Genomic DNA, 17,321 nt, shown 5'->3' on the forward strand with positions numbered 1-17,321 from the left:
TTTATATTGAAAGGAAAATATTTTTTTGATTGAAATCTTGAGATGAAAACTAAGAATAGAATGATTTCTAAAAGCAGGTATAATGGCAGAAAAAGTATAAATATTGAGATTGTAAAAGTATAAATGATAGAGCAAAAAATATTAAAATTAAATTTAATGCATCTATATAAGATTTTTTTTTTACATTTACTAATTAAATTTATAAAAGTTATATGATATGAAAATTTTACTTTCTAAAACATTACTTATTACAACAGCAGTATCTTTTTTTGGATTTGCTAATGCACAAAGTAATTCTGAGATTATTAAATCTTATGTAAAAACTCACAAAAATGGAAATACAATTTATCAAGATTTTATAGTTGATAATGAGGATTTATCTGAAAGTATGAAAGGTACTGTTGTACATATACATCAAGCTATCGATAATATTCCCGTTTTTAATTCGTTTGGAACAGTCCTTATAAAAGACGGAACAGTTAATTATTTTACCGATAATTTCCAAAATAAATTAGTAACATTAGGTAGTAAAGACAATATTTTAGATAAAGAAGTATTTTTAAAAAAAGTATTAGATAATCTAAATATTGATAAGGCTTCTACCTATAAATATAAAACAAGTGATTCTGATGAATTAGGTATTTTAGAACCAAAATTAGTTTACTTTAATAATAATAAAAATTTAGTATTAGCACAGTATATTGAATTCTACGAAAAGGGAACTTCAAATCTTTGGGCTATTGTTGCAAATGCCAATACTGGTGAAATTTTAGACAGACAAAATCTTACTCTTTCTTGTAATTTTGGTTCTCCATCCGTACCAAAGAAGGTGACTGCAAAAACCGATAGTAATGATTTCTTATTTCCAAAAAAAGAAAGTGCATTTAAGACTTATGAAAACTATGTTGTAGTCCCAAATGCAACTTATAATGTATTTTCATTGCCGACTGAAGCTCCAAATTTTGGTAGCAGAACATTATTATCAAATCCTTGGGATCTTACGGCATCACCACAAGGATGGCATTCAGATGGTACAACAAATTATACTATTTCTCGAGGTAATAATGCTTATGTGTATACAGATTATAATGGAACAAATTCTATAGGTCTTACTGCAAATGGTGGTGCAAGCTATGCATTTGATTTTCCATTAAATTTGCCTGACTATTTAAGTAATACTAATAATGCTGCTCTTACTAACTTGTTTTATGTAAATAATAGAATGCATGATATTTTGTATAAATTTGGTTTTACCGAAACTAGTAAAAATTTTCAAAAAAATAATTTCGGTTTAGGGGGTAGCCAAAATGACTGGGTAAATGCAGAAGCACGTGATTCAAGTAATTTGCCATATTATACTGCTGCAAGTACAACAGCTCCGGCTTCATATTACTATAATGCAAATTTTTCTACTCCATCAGATGGATCATCTGGAAGAATGCAGATGTATATTTGGCCTCAACTTTCACCAACTTTTACAATAAACTCTCCATCTACAATTGCAGGTACACTTGCTAAGGCTGGCCAAGCATTACAATTTGGAGCACCTGCATGGAAGCAAGTTTCTACAGGTGATATATCTGTAGCTAGCACGCCTGCAGATGCATGTACTGCTTTACCAGCAGGATCCATGACTGGGAAAATAGGTTTAGCTATAAGAGGAAACTGTAGTTTTGTTGTAAAAGTTAAAAATATGCAAACAGCAGGAGCTATCGCGGGTGTTATCTATGATAATACCGTTCCATCCCCCCTTACGGTAAATAATATGATTGGAGTAGATGCGACAGTTACTATCCCAAGTTATTTTATATCGAATGCTGATGGATTAAGTATTGTAAATGAAGTAACAAATGGTCAAACAGTAAATGTTTCCATGGGGGATAAATCACCTTTTGATGGTTCTTTTGATAACGGAATAATATTGCACGAATATGGACATGGATTATCGAATAGACTTCATCCATCAGTATCATGTTTGGCTACAAGCGCTAACACTGACCCTGAGCAAATGGGTGAAGGATGGTCAGATTTTATGACTTTAATGCTTACTAATCAGCCTGGTGATACTGCTGCAACACCAAGAACAGTTGGGTCATATGTATGGGGAGTTGAGGGACTAAGACTTGCACCATATTCACCAGATTTTAATATAAATGGTTATACTTATGCTGATACAAATAATTTAACAGATTCACATGATATTGGGTTTGTATGGGCTACAATATTATGGGATCTTCATTGGAAATATGTTGAAAAATATGGTTATGCTTCTGTAATTACTGATAATATGAACAGTGGTAGTGCTAAAGTATTTCAGATAGTTATAGATGGAATGAAATTAGACCCTTGTTTTCCATCATTTATTTCAGCAAGAGATGCTATTATTGCTGCTGATGCAGCAAAAGGAGGAAATGATAAATGTTTAATTTGGAATGTATTTGCTAAGAGAGGTGTTGGTTTAAATGCTTCTTCAGGTGTTTTAAACAATTTAACTGATCAGGTTGCAGATTTTACAGTTCCAACAGATTGTGTTATGGCAACAAGCGAAACTAATGCTAATAAATCTGTCAGCATATATCCAAATCCAGCTAAAAATGAATTTTTCTTGAATATTAAAGGAAATGTTTTAGGAAAAGTGAATGTTGATATTTTCGATGCTTCAGGAAAATTAGTTTCCAATCAGAGAGTAGAGCCTTCTGCTAAACAGGCGATTAATACTCAAAGTCTTTCAAATGGAGTATATGTAGTAAAAGTTTCAGGTTTAGGATTTGAATACTCTTCAAAACTTTTAATTAATAAATAATAATTAATTTAATTACTAATAAAAAACGTCTTGAAAATCAAGACGTTTTTTTATCCTAAAATTGTAACACTATTTTCTAAAAGTTGATAAATAGTATCTCGACCATTTTCCGGCTTTACATTTACTGCTTTTGTTCCATTAAAGTGCAGACATGTAATATAACCATTTTTGACTGCATCTAAACAAGTAAATTTCACACAATAATCTAAAGCAAGCCCTACTATTTCGACTAGCTGAATATCATGATATTTTAAATAATCGTCAAGATCAGTTTTCATAAAATGATTATTATCCTGAAATCCACTATATCCATCTATATCAGAATTTTTTCCCTTTTGGACAATGTGGGTTACTTTTGAACGATCGAGATCTTTATGGAATTCTGCTCCAAAAGTTCCCTGAATACAATGATCTGGCCACATAAATTGTGGAATTCCGTTTAATGAAATTGTATCTCCAACATTTCTTCCATTATTTGAAGCAAAGCTTTTATGATTAGCAGGATGCCAGTCTTGTGTAAGAATAATTTCATCATATTCATTTTCGCGTGTCAGCTCATTGATGTATGGAATTATAGAGTTGGCGTTAGGAACTTCTAAAGCACCATCTTCACAGAAATCATTCTGTACATCCACTATTATTAAAGCCTTTTTCATAATTATAAATTTGATATATAAAATTTTTGTTAAATTTACGAATTGCGAATAGACAAATAACTAGCCGTTTTTTATTTTAAGACAATTTGTCAATTTCTTTATTTTTAAAATAAATTATTAAGAAAATTGAAGCCATATTTGGATTATTATCTTAGGTTAGTTTGCGGGTAGGAATTAGTGCAAAAAAGCAATGAGTGATGTATAATGATAGTAATTTTAGAAAGCTGAATAGGAAAAAATGCATCACAGTTATAGTATAGTCATTAAATTTAATTTAGAAAAATGGATAATATTTCGAGCTATTTAGCGGATATTTTAAAAGTTCCTAAAGAAGCACTGGAAATCTGCTCCAGTTTCTACGTTCCGAGAAAAGTAAAAAAGGGTGAATTCCTTTTAAGGGAAGGAGAGATATGTAATGGAACCTACTTTGTTGAAAGAGGTTTGCTTAGAATGTATTCTATTGACAAAAATGGGAAGGAACATATTATTCAGTTTGCGCCGGAAAATTGGCTTATTTCTGACCGAAGTTCTCAGTTTTTTAATGAAAAATCGAGCTATTTTATTGATGTGGTCGAAGATTCAGAAGTTCTGCTCCTCAAAGCTGAGTTTTTCAATAAAATACATGAATTATTTCCTATTACAGTAGAGAATAACGATATGCTTTTGCATAAACATATACGAAGCCTTCAAAAAAGAGTAAATTATTTATTATCTCATACAGCAGAAGAACGCTATCTTTCATTTATAAAAATGTATCCCAATCTTATGCTGCGTGTTCCTCAATGGATGGTTGCATCTTATTTGGGAATCACACCGGAAAGTTTGAGCAGGGTAAGAAAAGAACTTGTGCGAAAAAATTTTAAAACAGATTAAATCTTATAGTTCGAGATTTAGGATTTTTTCCATTGGTTTCTGATTAATTTGTTCTGGAATATTTCTCATGATGAAATTTCGAATTTTTGTTCCTTTTTTCCAATGTGATATTTTCCCAATTTTCCAGCTTGTATTGACGACATAATGCGCTTTTACTTTTCTTGTTTTTTCAAATTGAGGAAAAATTTTATTCCAGTCTTTTTCATTTTCTAAAAGTTTGCCAATTACATAAGCATCCTCAATTGCTTGACAACCACCTTGTCCCATATTTGGAGTAGTAGCATGAGCAGCATCACCAATTAAACATAGGTTTTCTGTAAACCAGTTATTCATTGGTTTTAAATCAATGATATCATTTAAAATAATATCTTCTTTAGGAGTTTTAAAAAGTATTTCAATAATATCAGGATGAAATTCTTTAAAAATTTCTCCTAAATTAATAACTTCAAAATATAGATTCTCATTCACTAAAGCATACCAATACAGAGTATTTTCTGCAATTTTTACAAATCCGAAACGTTTTCCTTTTCCCCACATTTCATAGGCATTTTGCTGGTATTTTATTGGGATTTGGTAATGAAGAATTCCACGCCAGCATTTTTGTTTTGCCTTTCTGATTTCTCCTGTTTTTAGAATTTGATTTCGTACCACAGACTTTATTCCGTCTGCTCCAAAAATGATTTCACTTTTAACTTTTGATTCATCTTCAAATGTCAGCCAATAATTATCTTTCTTTTCAATTTTTTTCAAACGTTTATTTAGAATAATATTTTCTATTCCTAAAGAGTCTATAAGAATTTTCTGCAATTCAGCACGATGGATGGCAACATTGCAAACTTTGTATTTCTTTTCTAGTTTTAAAATATTGTTAGAAGAAATTACTTTTTGATTTTCATCAGTAATGATTAAAGAATGAATTCGGTTTCCTGAATTTTCTATTTTTTCTTTTAATCCAAGACAATCAAAAGCCTGCATTGCATTCCCTGCCAATATGATCCCGGCTCCTAAGCGTTTCATTTCTGAAGCACTTTCATAAATTTTAAAATCTATGTTTTGCTGTTTCAGAAAATTCCCTAGAGTAAGTCCTCCAATTCCGGCTCCAATTATTGAGATTGAATTCATTATTTTGCATTTTTCAATTTGTTCAGTAGCTCATTCTGTTTTTTAATAATGCTATTCAAACTATCTGATTTCAAAGGATGCGCTGTTTGATACTTTTCAATTTCAAGAAGAGTTTTTTTGATTTTGAAAGTAATGTATAAATCATCCATTGCTTTACTATTCTTATTGACCTGAGCAATTAAATCTTTTATATTTTTAATTTTAAGAGCATAACGATCAGAACTAATTTTTATCTTGTCTATAATGTCTTTCTTAAGGAGAGAGTCATGTATTGCCTTAGTAATAGTAGTAGCATCATGATAATAAGAATCGGACTTGTCAAATATTTTTTCGTATTCTGAAATTATATTTAAAGCATCATTTTCTGTATTTTTTATTTTATCATCCAAGGCTTTGAGATTTTTATCGTTCTTTATCATTTCGTAGTAAATTTGATCTACCATATTTTCACCAGAACGATAACTTTCAAGAGATTTTGAAATAGATGCATCGGCATTATCAACAGCATTATTAATAATCGGAGCTTCTTCGGATTTATTTTTACATGAAAGCATTAATGCAACAAAAGAACAGAGAAGTATATTTTTCATAATTTATTTTTCTGATTAGTTGTATATACTTCAAAAATTGTTACAAAAAAACGGAGCTTGAAAAAATCAAACTCCGCTTAATTATTTGTTGAAAATTATTTACCAAGATACGATTTCAAAATCTTGCTTCTTGTATTGTGTTTCAATCTTTTGATGGCTTTTTCTTTGATCTGACGAACTCTTTCTCTTGTTAAGTCAAAAGTTTCACCAATTTCTTCCAAAGTCATCGGATGTTTTCCATTCAGTCCGAAATATAAGCGTACCAAATCTGCTTCTCTTGGAGTCAAAGTTTGTAATGCTCTTTCGATTTCAATTTGAAGCGATTCCAGCATCAGATCTTTATCAGGACTTGGAGATTCTCCGGAACGTAAAACATCGTAAAGATTAGAATCTTCACCTTCTACCAAAGGTGCATCCATAGACAAGTGTCTTCCGGAATTTTTCATAGATTCCTTAATATCTTCCTCGCTCATATCCAGAACTTCAGCCAATTCTTCCGGAGAAGGTGGTCTTTCATTTTCCTGTTCAAGATGTGCATACGCTTTATTGATTTTGTTTATAGAACCAATTTTATTCAATGGTAATCTTACAATTCTGGATTGTTCTGCCAAAGCTTGCAAAATGGATTGACGAATCCACCAAACAGCATAAGAAATAAATTTAAAACCTCTGGTTTCATCATATCTTTTGGCTGCTTTCATCAAGCCAAGATTTCCTTCATTAATCAAATCAGGAAGAGAAAGTCCCTGATTTTGGTATTGTTTAGAAACGGAAACCACGAAACGAAGGTTGGCTTTAATTAATTTTTCAAGAGCGGCTCTATCACCAGCTCGGATTCTTTGCGCCAGTTCTACTTCTTCGTCTGCAGTAATCAGTTCCACTTTACCAATTTCCTGAAGATATTTGTCTAATGATGCGGTTTCCCTATTGGTAACCTGTTTTGTAATTTTTAACTGTCTCATTTACAAATCTGCCCAAATTTAGTTGGGCTCTGCTTAAGTATACGATGAAAGTTACAGAAAGGTTACACTTTTTTTATGTTTTTTTGAAATTTTTTTTTGATTACATTTTTTTTTAAATTTCTAGTTTAGCAGATCAATAGTAAGATTTTCAATTTTAAAAGAAAAGATATCATTAAAAATGAATTAAGTTTCAAAGAGAATCTCAATAATCTGTAGAAAGAAAAACCGTAAAATTTCCGTAATTTTGCAAGTCTTCATTTTTTGGAGATTCACTACAAGTATTATGAAAGAAGATACCAAAGAATATATTGAAGTTTACGGTGCTCGTGAACATAATCTTAAAAACATAAATGTCAAAATTCCACGAAATGAGCTGGTTGTAATTACCGGACTTTCAGGAAGTGGAAAATCTTCATTGGCTTTTGATACCATTTTTGCTGAAGGACAGAGAAGATATATTGAAACATTTTCAGTCTATGCACGCCAATTTTTAGGAGGTTTGGAACGTCCTGATGTTGATAAAATTGAGGGACTTTCTCCCGTAATTGCCATCGAACAAAAAACGACGAATAAAAATCCTCGTTCCACAGTAGGAACGGTTACGGAATTGTATGATTTTCTGCGTCTTCTTTATGCAAGAGTTTCTGATGCTTATTCTTTAACTACCGGTAAAAAACTGGTAAGTTATACAGAAGAACAAATTTTGGAAACCATCAAAGAAAATTATAAAGGCGAAAAAGTAATGCTTTTAGCTCCTGTTGTTCGGGCGAGAAAAGGACATTATCATGAACTTTTTGTGCAAATGGCAAAAAAAGGATACGGACAAGCCAGAATTGATGGAGAACTGCAGGATATTGAATACGATTTGAAACTAGATCGCTATAAAACTCACGATATTGATATTGTGATCGACCGTTGGATTATCGGAGAAAATGCTACCGAAAACCGAATGGAAAAATCTCTGCGTACAGCAATGGAAATGGGAGAGGGAATTATCGGAATTCAAAAATTGGGAAGCACCGATATTGAGTATTTTTCCAAAAATTTGATGGATGCAGAAACAGGACATTCTTTAGCTTTGCCAGAACCTAATACTTTTTCGTTCAATTCTCCGAAAGGAAGCTGCCCGAATTGCAAAGGTCTCGGAACCATCAAAAAAGTGAATACCGATTTTTTTGTAGAAAATGCAAAACTATCTGTTAATCAGGGAGCTTTGTTGCCTTTGGAAGATATTAAATCCAATAAATGGATTGTTGCCCAAATCAAAAGCATTCTTGAAATTTTTGGACTTGATCTTTCCACACCATTTGATAAAATTCCTGAAGAGGCTTTAGAATATATCTATTATGGCTGTCATAAAGAATTTAATAAAGATTTAAAATACGCCGGAATTTCCAAAAAAATTAAAATAAATTTTGACGGACTTGTTTCCATCATCGAAGAAATGATTGAAGATAAGGAAAGTTATGATGCAATTCTTTTGGAAAGACATTTCACAACTGAAGAAATTTGCCCCGAATGTAAAGGAACACGTTTGCAGCCTTCCAGTTTATCATTTAAAATTGATGGAAAAAATATTTCTGAAGTCAGTGCTTTAAGTTTGGCAGATTTTAAAGATTGGTTGCAAGAAGTGAGAGGCAGTTTTTCAGAGAAAAATCAAATTATTGCTCACGAAATTTTAAAAGAAATTGAATCGAGGCTGCAATTTTTATTGGATGTTGGCTTGGATTATTTGAGTTTGAGCCGAAGTTCCAGAACGCTTTCCGGTGGAGAATCTCAAAGAATTCGTCTGGCTACTCAAATTGGTTCTCAGCTTGTCAATGTTCTCTATATTTTGGATGAACCTTCAATTGGACTTCATCAAAGAGATAATGAAAGATTGATTAATTCTTTGAAAAATCTTCGGGATATCGGAAATTCCGTTTTGGTGGTGGAACATGATAAAGACATGATTCTGGAAGCGGACGAAGTTTTGGATATTGGACCAAAAGCAGGAAAATTTGGTGGTGAAATTCTTTGGCAGGGAAAACCGAAAGACCTGTTAAAAGCAGACACGATAACTGCCGATTATATCAACGGAAAACGAAAAATTGAAATCCCAAAAGAACGCCGAAAAGGAAACGGAAAAAATATTGTTCTGAAAGGAGCTTCCGGAAATAATTTAAAAAACGTAAACCTCGAAATTCCTTTAGGAAAACTGGTTTTGGTAACGGGAATTTCTGGCAGCGGAAAATCGTCTTTGATTAATGGAACTTTGTACCCGATTCTCAACAAACATTTTTATCGTGCAGTTCAGGAACCTTTGCCTTTCAAAAAAATTGAAGGACTTGAAAATATTGATAAAATTGTAGATGTAGATCAGGCTCCGATCGGAAGAACACCTCGTTCCAATCCGGCAACATACACCGGAATGTTTACCGATATTCGTAATCTTTTTGCAGAGCTTCCGGAAAGTAAAATTCGTGGCTACAAAGCCGGAAGATTTTCATTTAATGTAAAAGGAGGAAGATGCGAAACGTGTCAAGGTGGCGGTTTGAAGGTGATTGAAATGAATTTCCTTCCTGATGTTTATGTACATTGCGAAACCTGTAACGGAAAACGTTTTAATCGCGAAACTCTGGAAGTTCGCTATAAAGGAAAATCTATTTCTGATGTTTTGGATATGACGATTGATGAAGCAGTAGAATTTTTCCAGCCGATTCCGAAAATTTTCAATAAAGTGAAAACGTTGCATGATGTTGGTTTGGGTTATATTACTCTCGGACAGCAATCTACAACACTTTCCGGAGGAGAAGCGCAACGTATAAAATTAGCAACCGAACTTTCCAAAAGGCAAACCGGAAATACGCTTTATATTTTGGATGAACCAACAACCGGACTACATTTTGAAGATGTAAAAATTCTGATGGACGCTATTAATCAGTTGGTTGATTTGGGGAATTCATTTATTATTATTGAACATAATCTGGATGTTATAAAATTAGCCGATCATATTATTGATATTGGTCCGGAAGGTGGAAAACATGGCGGAACAATTGTAGCAGAAGGAACTCCTGAAGAAATTGTAAAATCTAAAAAATCTTTGACAGGGAAGTTTTTGAAAAAGGAGTTGGAATAATAATATTGTCACGAAAAGTTTCAAAACAGCAATGAAGCAATTTCTAAATGACATAATCAAAACTATGAAACCCGGCTTTATATATATTCTTACGAACAAAAATCACACTACGCTCTATGTTGGAGTGACTTCACATATAGTTTAAAGAATTAATCAACATAAAGATAAAGCTTTTGAAAAGAGTTTCACGCCAAATACAATTTGAATAAATTGGTTTACTACGAAGTATTTCAGGAAATTGGAGATGCAATTGGAAGAGAAAAACAAATAAAAGGTGGTTCTCGACAAAAGAAACTGGATTTGATAAATTCTACAAATCCTGAATGGGAAGATTTATACGATGAAATTGTAGAAAATTTTTCAGATCTACATTCTCCTTTTTAGATTGGGATTGCTTCGCTTCATTCCATTTCGCTCGTAATGACAAAGTGTACGTCTTTGCGAGGAGCGGAACGAAGTGGAGCGACGAAGCAATCTGTTGTTAATTTGCAAAATTTTCAAATCTGTATTTTCCGTTTTAATTGTGATTTCTTCGCTTCATTCAATTTCGCTCGCAATGACAAAGTGTTCGTCTTTGCGAGGAGCGGAACGAAGTGGAGCGACGAAGCAATCTGTTGTTAATTTGCAAAATCTTCAAAGCTTTATTTTCCGTTTTAATTGGGATTGCTTCGCTTCATTTCATTTTGCTCGCAATGACAAAGTGTGCGTCTTTGCGAGTAGCGGAACGAAGTGGAGCGATGAAGCAATCTTTTCATAAAGACAAAACCAAGCATAAAGTGCAGAAAACTATTTTCGCAATAAAATAATTTTATGGCTTTTTTTGTGAATCATATAACTCTGAAATAGTATAAAATTTCATGTTGTTGTCTTTTACATATTTGCATATTTCAATGAGTGTGTGATATTCCGTTTCGTAATTATGAAGGGAATGTTCTACAGGTTTATGTGCATAAAAGATCACTATTTTGTTGTTTTTTTTAGCATAACTTAAAAGCGAAATAAAATAGGGAATACTAAAATGAGAATAATTATTGTCAATTCCTAAACCAAAAACAAGTCTCTTATTATTATAATAACAATTTTGACGAGTAGGATCAATAGCATTATAAGTTGTTCCTCTTATGATTGAAAATTTTGGAAGCAACATTTTGTCGGTTGATGTTTTTCTTGCACCATAAGGATATGCAAAAGATGTACAAGCCAGATTTTGATTTTTCATCAGATGCAGCAGAGAGTCAATTTCTTCTTTCAGATAAATTTCTTTTTTATTCTTCTTAAGAAATTCAGGAGCATTTAGATGATTTAGTCCGTGTGCACCAATCTCATGACCGTAACTTTGCAAATCTTTTAATTTTTGAATCTTTTCAGCCGACAATTGATTGAATTTTGTGACAAAAAATGTTGCTTTCCAATGGTAAGGTTTTAATAGACTATCAGCTTTGTACCATTCATCTATATAGCAATCATCAAAAGATAGTACTACACCGGATTGTAAAGGTGTATCCAGGTTAGTAATATTTTCACTTCTTATTTCGCTGAAAGAACTTGTTAGCAGAATGAAAATAAATAATAAGAATTTTGGCGTTTTCAAATTTGTATTTTTAATAAAATTACGGAAAATTAATTGTTTAAAATTATATAGTTAGTAATTATCTGTTTAAAATACTATATCTTATTAAAAAAATGTACTTTCCTTACATTTAATTTGTTCAGTAAAAATTGCTTCGCTTCATTTCATTTTGCTCGCAATGACAATATGTGCGTCTTTGCGAGGAGCGGAACGAAGTGGAGCGACGAAGAAATCTGCTGTTAATTTGCAAAAATTTTTAAATCTTTATTTCCCGTTTTAATTGGGATTGCTTCGCTTCATTTCATTTCACTCGCAATGACAAAGTGTACGTCTTTGCGAGGAGCGGAACGAAGTGGAGCGACGAAGCAATCTGCTGTTAATTTGCAAAATTCTCAAAGCTATATTTTTCGTTTTAATTGGGATTGCTTCGCTTCATTCCATTTCGCTCGCAATAACAAAGTGTACGTCTTTGCGAGGAGCGGAACGAAGTGGAGCGACGAAGCAATCTGCTGTTAATTTGCAAAATTCTCAAAGCTATATTTTTCGTTTTAATTGGGATTGCTTCGCTTCATTCCATTTCGTTCGCAATAACAAAGTGTACGTCTTTGCGAGGAGCGGAACGAAGTGGAGCGACGAAGCAATCTGCTGTTAATTTGCAAAATTCTCAAAGCTATATTTTTCGTTTTAATTGGGATTGCTTCGCTTCATTCCATTTCGCTCGCAATGACAAATTGTACGTCTTTGCGAGGAGCGGAACGAAGTGGAGCGACGAAGCAATCTGTTGTTAATTTGCAAAATTCTCAAAGCTATATTTTTCGTTTTAATTAGGATTGCTTCGCTTCATTTCATTTCACTCGCAATGACAAAGTGTGCGTCTTTGCGAGGAGCGGAACGAAGTGGAGCGACGAAGCAATCTTTTGTTGCAAAAATTTCCAAATCTGTATTTTTCTTTTTAGATTGGGATTGCTTCATTTCATTTCGCTCGCAATGACAAAGTGTACGTCTTTGCGAGGAGCGGAATGGTTAACTTTGAATGTCAAAAAATAACAATGAAGGAAAATTGTCCATCTTGTTACGTCATTCATCCATTTTATTGAGGTTGCATTTGCCACATCTTTGCAGTGTTAATAATGACAAACAATTTTAAATATTTAAACAAAATGACAACATTCAATGTTCCAACAAGAGAAGAAGTAACAGAAAACAATCAAGTAGTTTTTGACAACTTGAAAAAAGCATTAGGATTCGTTCCCAATTTGTATGCAACCATTGCTTATTCTAAAAATGGTTTAGAAAGATTTTTAGCGTATCAAAATGCTAAAACATCCTTATCAAACAAAGAAAAAGAAGCCGTGAATCTTATTGTAAGTCAGGTAAATAACTGTATTTATTGCCAAAGTGCACATTTGGTTTTGGGTAAAATGAATGGTTTTTCAGATGAGCAATTAGTTGAAATTCGTCACGGAAAATCCCAAAATGCTAAACTAAACTCTTTGATAAAATTAGCTGTAGATATTACTAAAAACAGAGGAAGAGCTACGGAAGAAAACGTTTCGGATTTCTTTGCACAAGGTTATACTAAAGAAAATTTGGTAGATTTAATCCTCCAAGTAAGTGATAAAACTGCGATGAATTACCTTCATAATTTAACCAAGGTTCCTGTAGATTTTCCTTTAGCTCCTGCTTTATAAATAGTAATTTAGTGGATTGATTGGAAAGTCAGTCCGCTTTAAAATTTTTTTAAAACCACAAAAGTCACAAAAGATTATTGTTTTTTTTAACAAAAAATAGCTAAAACAATTTTTTGTCTTTTGAAAGACTTTATTTTGAATCTTCTTTTGTGACTTTTGTGTTTTTATTTTTAAATAATATTATAATTCTAAAAAATGAACACTGAAGAAAAAAAATTTCCATTACCGCCATTTACATTAGAAACCGCTTTGCAAAAAGTACAATTGGCAGAAGATGCTTGGAACAGCCAAGATCCCGAAAGAATTTCAAAAGCATACACCATTGATACAGAATGACGAAACCGAACCGAATTTATCAACGGAAGAGAATAAGTGGTCGCTTTTCTGAAAAGAAAATGGCAAAAAGAAAAACATTACAAACTGAAAAAAGAATTGTGGGGTTTCAGAGAAAACCGAATGGCAGTTCGTTTTGAGTATGAATATCAGGACATAAACGGACAATGGTTTCGTGCGTATGGAAACGAAAACTGGGAGTTTGATGAAAATGGATTAATGCAAAAACGTTTTGCCAACATTAATGATTTGCCCATCAACGAATCTGAAAGAAAATTAAAATAATATCTTTGAAATGTTTAACGATATTGGTTATGAAAACAGAAAATTTTAGTTTTAAAAGCTATCAACCTCAAGATGAAGAAACTCTCAAGCAAATGATTTTTGGGCTTTATACAGAAGATAATAGCGATGGGTTTGAGGTACAAATGAATGAAGAAAATATAAATGCAACCATTAATCGGACAGCTACACATCCTGAACAGATAGAAATAAAAATTTTTAAAAATGAAGACCAAACCATCGGTTACGCATTACTTACCTTCTATTGGAGCAACGAATACGGCGGAATAGTCGCTATTATTGATGAATTATTTGTGATACCTAACTATCGCAGCAAAGGAGTTTCCTCAAAATTTGTGCAACAATTATCTCAAAATAAAACCTACAAAGTATTAGATTTGGAAGTATTTAAAGAAAATACCAAAGCGTATGAATTGTACAAACGATTAGGTTTTGAATTGATTGATAGAAACTTTATGAAAAAAATGCTATGACACAACAAAACGCATTCACATTAATTAATCCGCAAACGGGAAATTTGGCTTTTAAGGTGTTTTCATTTGAAAACAACGAACATTTCGATCATATCCAAAGGCTGAATTACTATTCGTTAATCTGGATAAAAAAAGGAAGTGGAAAAGTAAAAGCCGATTTTTCCGAGTATGATTTTTCCGAAAATTATTTGTTCTCTTTTGCGCCTTATCAACCTTTTATGATAAGCACCAATGAAGAATTAGAAGGCGTTGTTCTTAATTTCCATCCAGATTTTTTCTGCATTCATAAGCATCAACAAGAAGTTTCTTGTAACGGAGTTTTGTTTAATAATATTTACAATCCGCCTTTTGTTTTGGTGAATGAAAACTCACAAAGTACGTTCGAAATGCTTTTGGAACAGATGAAAAACGAAATGCAAAATCCTGCTTTGGCTCAGTACGAATTATTGATTTCTTATTTAAAAATATTTTTAATTACTGCTTCTCGTCTTAAAACCGAACAGCAACCTGAAGTAAAACAAACTGTTGCCGACCAAAAAGAGCCTTTTATTTTGCAAAACTTAAAGAATTATATCGAAATACATTTCAAAACCAAACATTCTGCGAGTGATTATGCAGACTTACTAAACATTACTCCAAAAGTTTTGGCAAAAATTACGAAAGCACATTTCAATAAGACTTTAACGGATCTTATCTCGGAAAGAATTGTTATTGAAGCCAAAAGAGAGCTTTATTTAACAAGCAAATCGGTAAAAGAAATCGCTTATGAATTAGGCTACGAAGACGAATACTATTTCTCTCGGTTTTTTAAAAATAATGCCGATGTTTCGCCTCAATTGTATCGTGAAACCGTAGGTTTTGCAAGGGCAGAAGTATAAAATATATCTAAGATTAAAGTATTAATTCTTAACAAAATCACCAAAAAGTTGTAATTTAGTTTATGTTTTTAATTTTACCAAATGGATATAAAATCGAATCTTAAATTATTTTTTGTAGTAATTGCAGCAGTTATTTTCACCTGTGCCTTTTGGATTTTACTTTTTTATAAACATGCAATGGTTGGCAAAATTATTTGGGATATTAATATGATTTTTATTTTGGTAATTAGTTTTTATTCTGTTGTAAAAAATACTTTTCCTGCAAGATATATTAATCTGGTAAAAATTTATTTAAGGATAATATTCCGGGTGTGGTTGATTATTTTCATTACTTTTTCTATGTACCAAGGTGAAAAAAGAATTGGGTTTTTGCTGTCATTATCTTTCATTTTTGGATATTTTGAGGGACTAATTGATATTGAAAGTTGGCTGCAAAAGGAAAAAAATATTGTCAGAATTCCTGCTTTTTATTCCACAAGCGTTATCTTAACCAGTATTCTTTTTATAAGCATAATTCATTTTTCCTGTGCTATTATTTTGTGGTTGTTTTTTAGGTATTATTGATTGTACATTAATTAAACTATAAAAATGAGTATTGTTTCGGTAGTTTTTTTAAAAATATACTTATATTTCATCGCAATTGTATCGTGAAATCATTGATTTTACAAGAACAGAAGCCAATTAATCCAAATTTTTAAGAAAATCTACTATAAAATACATTTAAAAAGATTATCAAAAACAATAAATAGTATCTTTGGATAAATCTCAGAGATATGTTTTCGAATCCGTATTTGGACATAGTTACACGTTCTATTGCAGTTTATTTTTTTATGATTCTTGCGATAAGATTATTCGGCAAAAATCAATTGTCTCAGTTGAATGCAGGAGATATTATTTTGCTTTTGCTGATCTCTAATGCAGTACAAAATGCAATGGTTGGGGAAAATACAAGTTTGGAAGGTGGTATATTAGCGGCTTTGGTTCTGTTTGTTGCCAATTTTGTACTCAAAAAAATCATGTTCAGAAATACGGTTGTAAAAGAATTTTTAGAAGATGATCCTGTTATTTTGATTCAGGATGGAAAAGTAATTAAAAAAAATCTTGAAAGGGTAGAAATCACATTAGACGAATTGGAAGAAGCAATAAGAGAACATGGAGTGGAAAAGGTAACGGATGTAAAACTTTCCGTAATGGAAGTAGATGGAAACATAAGTGTTATTTCCTTTGACAATGAAGGACAAACGCACTATTCCAGACATCGCAAAAAAAAGAATTTAAGACGTAAAATATAATACTATGAATTTTCAAATTCGGGAAATGCTTCCGGAAGACGGAGGCGCAGTTCTGGAAATATACAGACAAGGAATTGAAGGAGGCAATGCAACATTCGAAAAAGAAGTACCCAATTGGGAAACATGGAATGAAAATCATCTGAATGCAGGTCGGTTTGTACTGGTTGCAGAAAATGAAGAAATTTTGGGTTGGTGCGCTTTAAAACCTATCAGCAAAAGAGAATGTTATAGTGGTGTTGCAGAAACCAGCATCTATATTTCTAATAATTATCAGAATAAAGGTTTGGGTTCGGTTCTTCTAAAAAAATTGATTCTTGACAGTGAAGAGCATCAGTTCTGGACTTTGCAATCCGGCGTTTTTCCGGAAAATGCAGGTTCTGTTGCTTTGCTTCAAAAATTCGGATTCAGAATTGTAGGGACTCGTTCTAAGATTGCAAAACTGAACGGAATCTGGAGAGATGTGCTTCTTTTAGAAAGGAGAAGCTCGTTGATATAAATTTTAGGTTTCAACTTCTGAATGACCATGAAATAGCAATTTATACATTTAATCTTTGAATTTCTCTTGAGCCACGAAGTGGCGAATTAACAAAGGATAGGATACAATCTTATCATAAAAGAATAGAATGAATTCTACAAAATAAAAATGTTCGGCAATTT

At 32.2% G+C, this 17,321-nt stretch carries 15 protein-coding genes and 1 pseudogene; 10 read left to right on the forward strand and 6 right to left on the reverse strand.

All coding sequences use genetic code 11. The features are described 5' to 3' along the window. Nucleotides 1-217: 217 nt before the first annotated feature. A complete protein-coding gene (locus tag AC2A1C_RS14655) occupies nt 218-2,803 on the forward strand; it encodes a T9SS-dependent M36 family metallopeptidase (protein ID WP_484026629.1) in 2,586 nt (861 codons plus the stop codon). 50 nt (nt 2,804-2,853) lie between these two features. Here AC2A1C_RS14655 and pncA read toward each other — a convergent pair whose 3' ends face one another. Continuing rightward, nucleotides 2,854-3,459: a bifunctional nicotinamidase/pyrazinamidase gene (pncA, locus tag AC2A1C_RS14660; protein WP_484026630.1), complete on the reverse strand. Its 606-nt coding sequence runs from the start codon at nt 3,457-3,459 to the stop codon at nt 2,854-2,856. Nucleotides 3,460-3,741: 282 nt separating this feature from the next. Between pncA and AC2A1C_RS14665 the strand changes: the two genes are divergently transcribed. Further along, the gene (locus tag AC2A1C_RS14665; RefSeq protein WP_484026632.1) at nt 3,742-4,332 is read left to right on the forward strand and encodes a Crp/Fnr family transcriptional regulator; all 591 of its coding nucleotides are present in this window, start codon (nt 3,742-3,744) and stop codon (nt 4,330-4,332) included. Nucleotides 4,333-4,335: 3 nt separating this feature from the next. Here AC2A1C_RS14665 and AC2A1C_RS14670 read toward each other — a convergent pair whose 3' ends face one another. The 3 genes from AC2A1C_RS14670 to AC2A1C_RS14680 all read right to left on the reverse strand — a co-directional run bounded on the left by AC2A1C_RS14670 (nt 4,336) and on the right by AC2A1C_RS14680 (nt 7,006). Beyond that, a complete protein-coding gene (locus AC2A1C_RS14670; RefSeq protein ID WP_484026633.1) occupies nt 4,336-5,454 on the reverse strand; it encodes an FAD-dependent monooxygenase in 1,119 nt (372 codons plus the stop codon). Next, nucleotides 5,454-6,044, reverse strand: coding sequence for a hypothetical protein (locus AC2A1C_RS14675; RefSeq protein WP_484026634.1), 591 nt, complete (start codon nt 6,042-6,044; stop codon nt 5,454-5,456). The genes AC2A1C_RS14670 and AC2A1C_RS14675 overlap by 1 nt, the downstream gene beginning before the upstream one ends. Nucleotides 6,045-6,139: 95 nt before the next feature. Continuing rightward, nucleotides 6,140-7,006, reverse strand: a complete 867-nt coding sequence (locus tag AC2A1C_RS14680) for a sigma-70 family RNA polymerase sigma factor (protein WP_194738388.1) — start codon at nt 7,004-7,006, stop codon at nt 6,140-6,142. Between the two features lie 283 nt (nt 7,007-7,289). On the opposite strand from AC2A1C_RS14680, the gene uvrA reads away from it, so the two are divergent. Continuing rightward, nucleotides 7,290-10,124 (forward strand): excinuclease ABC subunit UvrA, encoded by a 2,835-nt coding sequence (gene uvrA / locus AC2A1C_RS14685; protein ID WP_484026635.1) that lies wholly within the window; start codon nt 7,290-7,292, stop codon nt 10,122-10,124. A gap of 210 nt (nt 10,125-10,334) precedes the next feature. Further along, nucleotides 10,335-10,508, forward strand: a complete 174-nt coding sequence (locus AC2A1C_RS14690; protein ID WP_484026636.1) for a GIY-YIG nuclease family protein — start codon at nt 10,335-10,337, stop codon at nt 10,506-10,508. A 424-nt stretch (nt 10,509-10,932) separates the two neighbouring features. On the opposite strand, the gene AC2A1C_RS14695 is transcribed toward AC2A1C_RS14690, so the two are convergent. Both AC2A1C_RS14695 and AC2A1C_RS14700 read right to left on the reverse strand, forming a co-directional pair. After that, complete coding sequence (locus AC2A1C_RS14695) at nt 10,933-11,715, reverse strand: polysaccharide deacetylase family protein (protein ID WP_484026638.1); 783 nt, start codon at nt 11,713-11,715, stop codon at nt 10,933-10,935. Nucleotides 11,716-12,534: 819 nt separating this feature from the next. Next, complete coding sequence (locus tag AC2A1C_RS14700; RefSeq protein ID WP_484026639.1) at nt 12,535-12,666, reverse strand: hypothetical protein; 132 nt, start codon at nt 12,664-12,666, stop codon at nt 12,535-12,537. Nucleotides 12,667-12,854: 188 nt separating this feature from the next. Between AC2A1C_RS14700 and AC2A1C_RS14705 the strand changes: the two genes are divergently transcribed. The 6 genes and pseudogenes from AC2A1C_RS14705 (at nt 12,855) to AC2A1C_RS14730 (ending at nt 17,160) form a co-directional block, all read left to right on the forward strand. Further along, nucleotides 12,855-13,385, forward strand: a complete 531-nt coding sequence (locus AC2A1C_RS14705; protein ID WP_484026641.1) for a carboxymuconolactone decarboxylase family protein — start codon at nt 12,855-12,857, stop codon at nt 13,383-13,385. Between the two features lie 195 nt (nt 13,386-13,580). Further along, nucleotides 13,581-14,003: pseudogene (locus AC2A1C_RS14710) on the forward strand (DUF1348 family protein). A gap of 29 nt (nt 14,004-14,032) precedes the next feature. Then, the gene (locus AC2A1C_RS14715; protein WP_484026642.1) at nt 14,033-14,494 is read left to right on the forward strand and encodes a GNAT family N-acetyltransferase; all 462 of its coding nucleotides are present in this window, start codon (nt 14,033-14,035) and stop codon (nt 14,492-14,494) included. Beyond that, nucleotides 14,491-15,372 (forward strand): helix-turn-helix domain-containing protein, encoded by an 882-nt coding sequence (locus tag AC2A1C_RS14720; protein WP_484026643.1) that lies wholly within the window; start codon nt 14,491-14,493, stop codon nt 15,370-15,372. Before AC2A1C_RS14715 ends, AC2A1C_RS14720 begins: the two co-directional genes overlap by 4 nt. Nucleotides 15,373-16,145: 773 nt before the next feature. Next, nucleotides 16,146-16,664 carry a DUF421 domain-containing protein gene (locus AC2A1C_RS14725; protein ID WP_484026644.1) on the forward strand — a complete coding sequence of 173 codons (519 nt, stop codon included), beginning with the start codon at nt 16,146-16,148 and terminating at the stop codon, nt 16,662-16,664. A 4-nt stretch (nt 16,665-16,668) separates the two neighbouring features. Next, complete coding sequence (locus tag AC2A1C_RS14730; protein WP_484026645.1) at nt 16,669-17,160, forward strand: N-acetyltransferase family protein; 492 nt, start codon at nt 16,669-16,671, stop codon at nt 17,158-17,160. Nucleotides 17,161-17,321 lie beyond the last annotated feature (161 nt).

The sequence above is a fragment of the Chryseobacterium sp. HNCC26DJ241 genome, assembly GCF_057180505.1.

Excerpts from the sequence above, each read along its gene's own strand:
- AC2A1C_RS14725 (WP_484026644.1), top strand. The coding sequence starts at position 16,146 with ATGTTTTCGAATCCGTATTTGGACATAGTTACACGTTCTATTGCAGTT.
- AC2A1C_RS14715 (WP_484026642.1), top strand. The coding sequence starts at position 14,033 with ATGAAAACAGAAAATTTTAGTTTTAAAAGCTATCAACCTCAAGATGAA.
- AC2A1C_RS14720 (WP_484026643.1), top strand. The coding sequence starts at position 14,491 with ATGACACAACAAAACGCATTCACATTAATTAATCCGCAAACGGGAAAT.
- AC2A1C_RS14675 (WP_484026634.1), bottom strand. The coding sequence starts at position 6,044 with ATGAAAAATATACTTCTCTGTTCTTTTGTTGCATTAATGCTTTCATGT.
- AC2A1C_RS14705 (WP_484026641.1), top strand. The coding sequence starts at position 12,855 with ATGACAACATTCAATGTTCCAACAAGAGAAGAAGTAACAGAAAACAAT.
- AC2A1C_RS14700 (WP_484026639.1), bottom strand. The coding sequence starts at position 12,666 with ATGAAGCAATCCCAATCTAAAAAGAAAAATACAGATTTGGAAATTTTT.
- AC2A1C_RS14665 (WP_484026632.1), top strand. The coding sequence starts at position 3,742 with ATGGATAATATTTCGAGCTATTTAGCGGATATTTTAAAAGTTCCTAAA.
- AC2A1C_RS14730 (WP_484026645.1), top strand. The coding sequence starts at position 16,669 with ATGAATTTTCAAATTCGGGAAATGCTTCCGGAAGACGGAGGCGCAGTT.
- AC2A1C_RS14680 (WP_194738388.1), bottom strand. The coding sequence starts at position 7,006 with ATGAGACAGTTAAAAATTACAAAACAGGTTACCAATAGGGAAACCGCA.
- AC2A1C_RS14670 (WP_484026633.1), bottom strand. The coding sequence starts at position 5,454 with ATGAATTCAATCTCAATAATTGGAGCCGGAATTGGAGGACTTACTCTA.
- uvrA (WP_484026635.1), top strand. The coding sequence starts at position 7,290 with ATGAAAGAAGATACCAAAGAATATATTGAAGTTTACGGTGCTCGTGAA.
- pncA (WP_484026630.1), bottom strand. The coding sequence starts at position 3,459 with ATGAAAAAGGCTTTAATAATAGTGGATGTACAGAATGATTTCTGTGAA.
- AC2A1C_RS14655 (WP_484026629.1), top strand. The coding sequence starts at position 218 with ATGAAAATTTTACTTTCTAAAACATTACTTATTACAACAGCAGTATCT.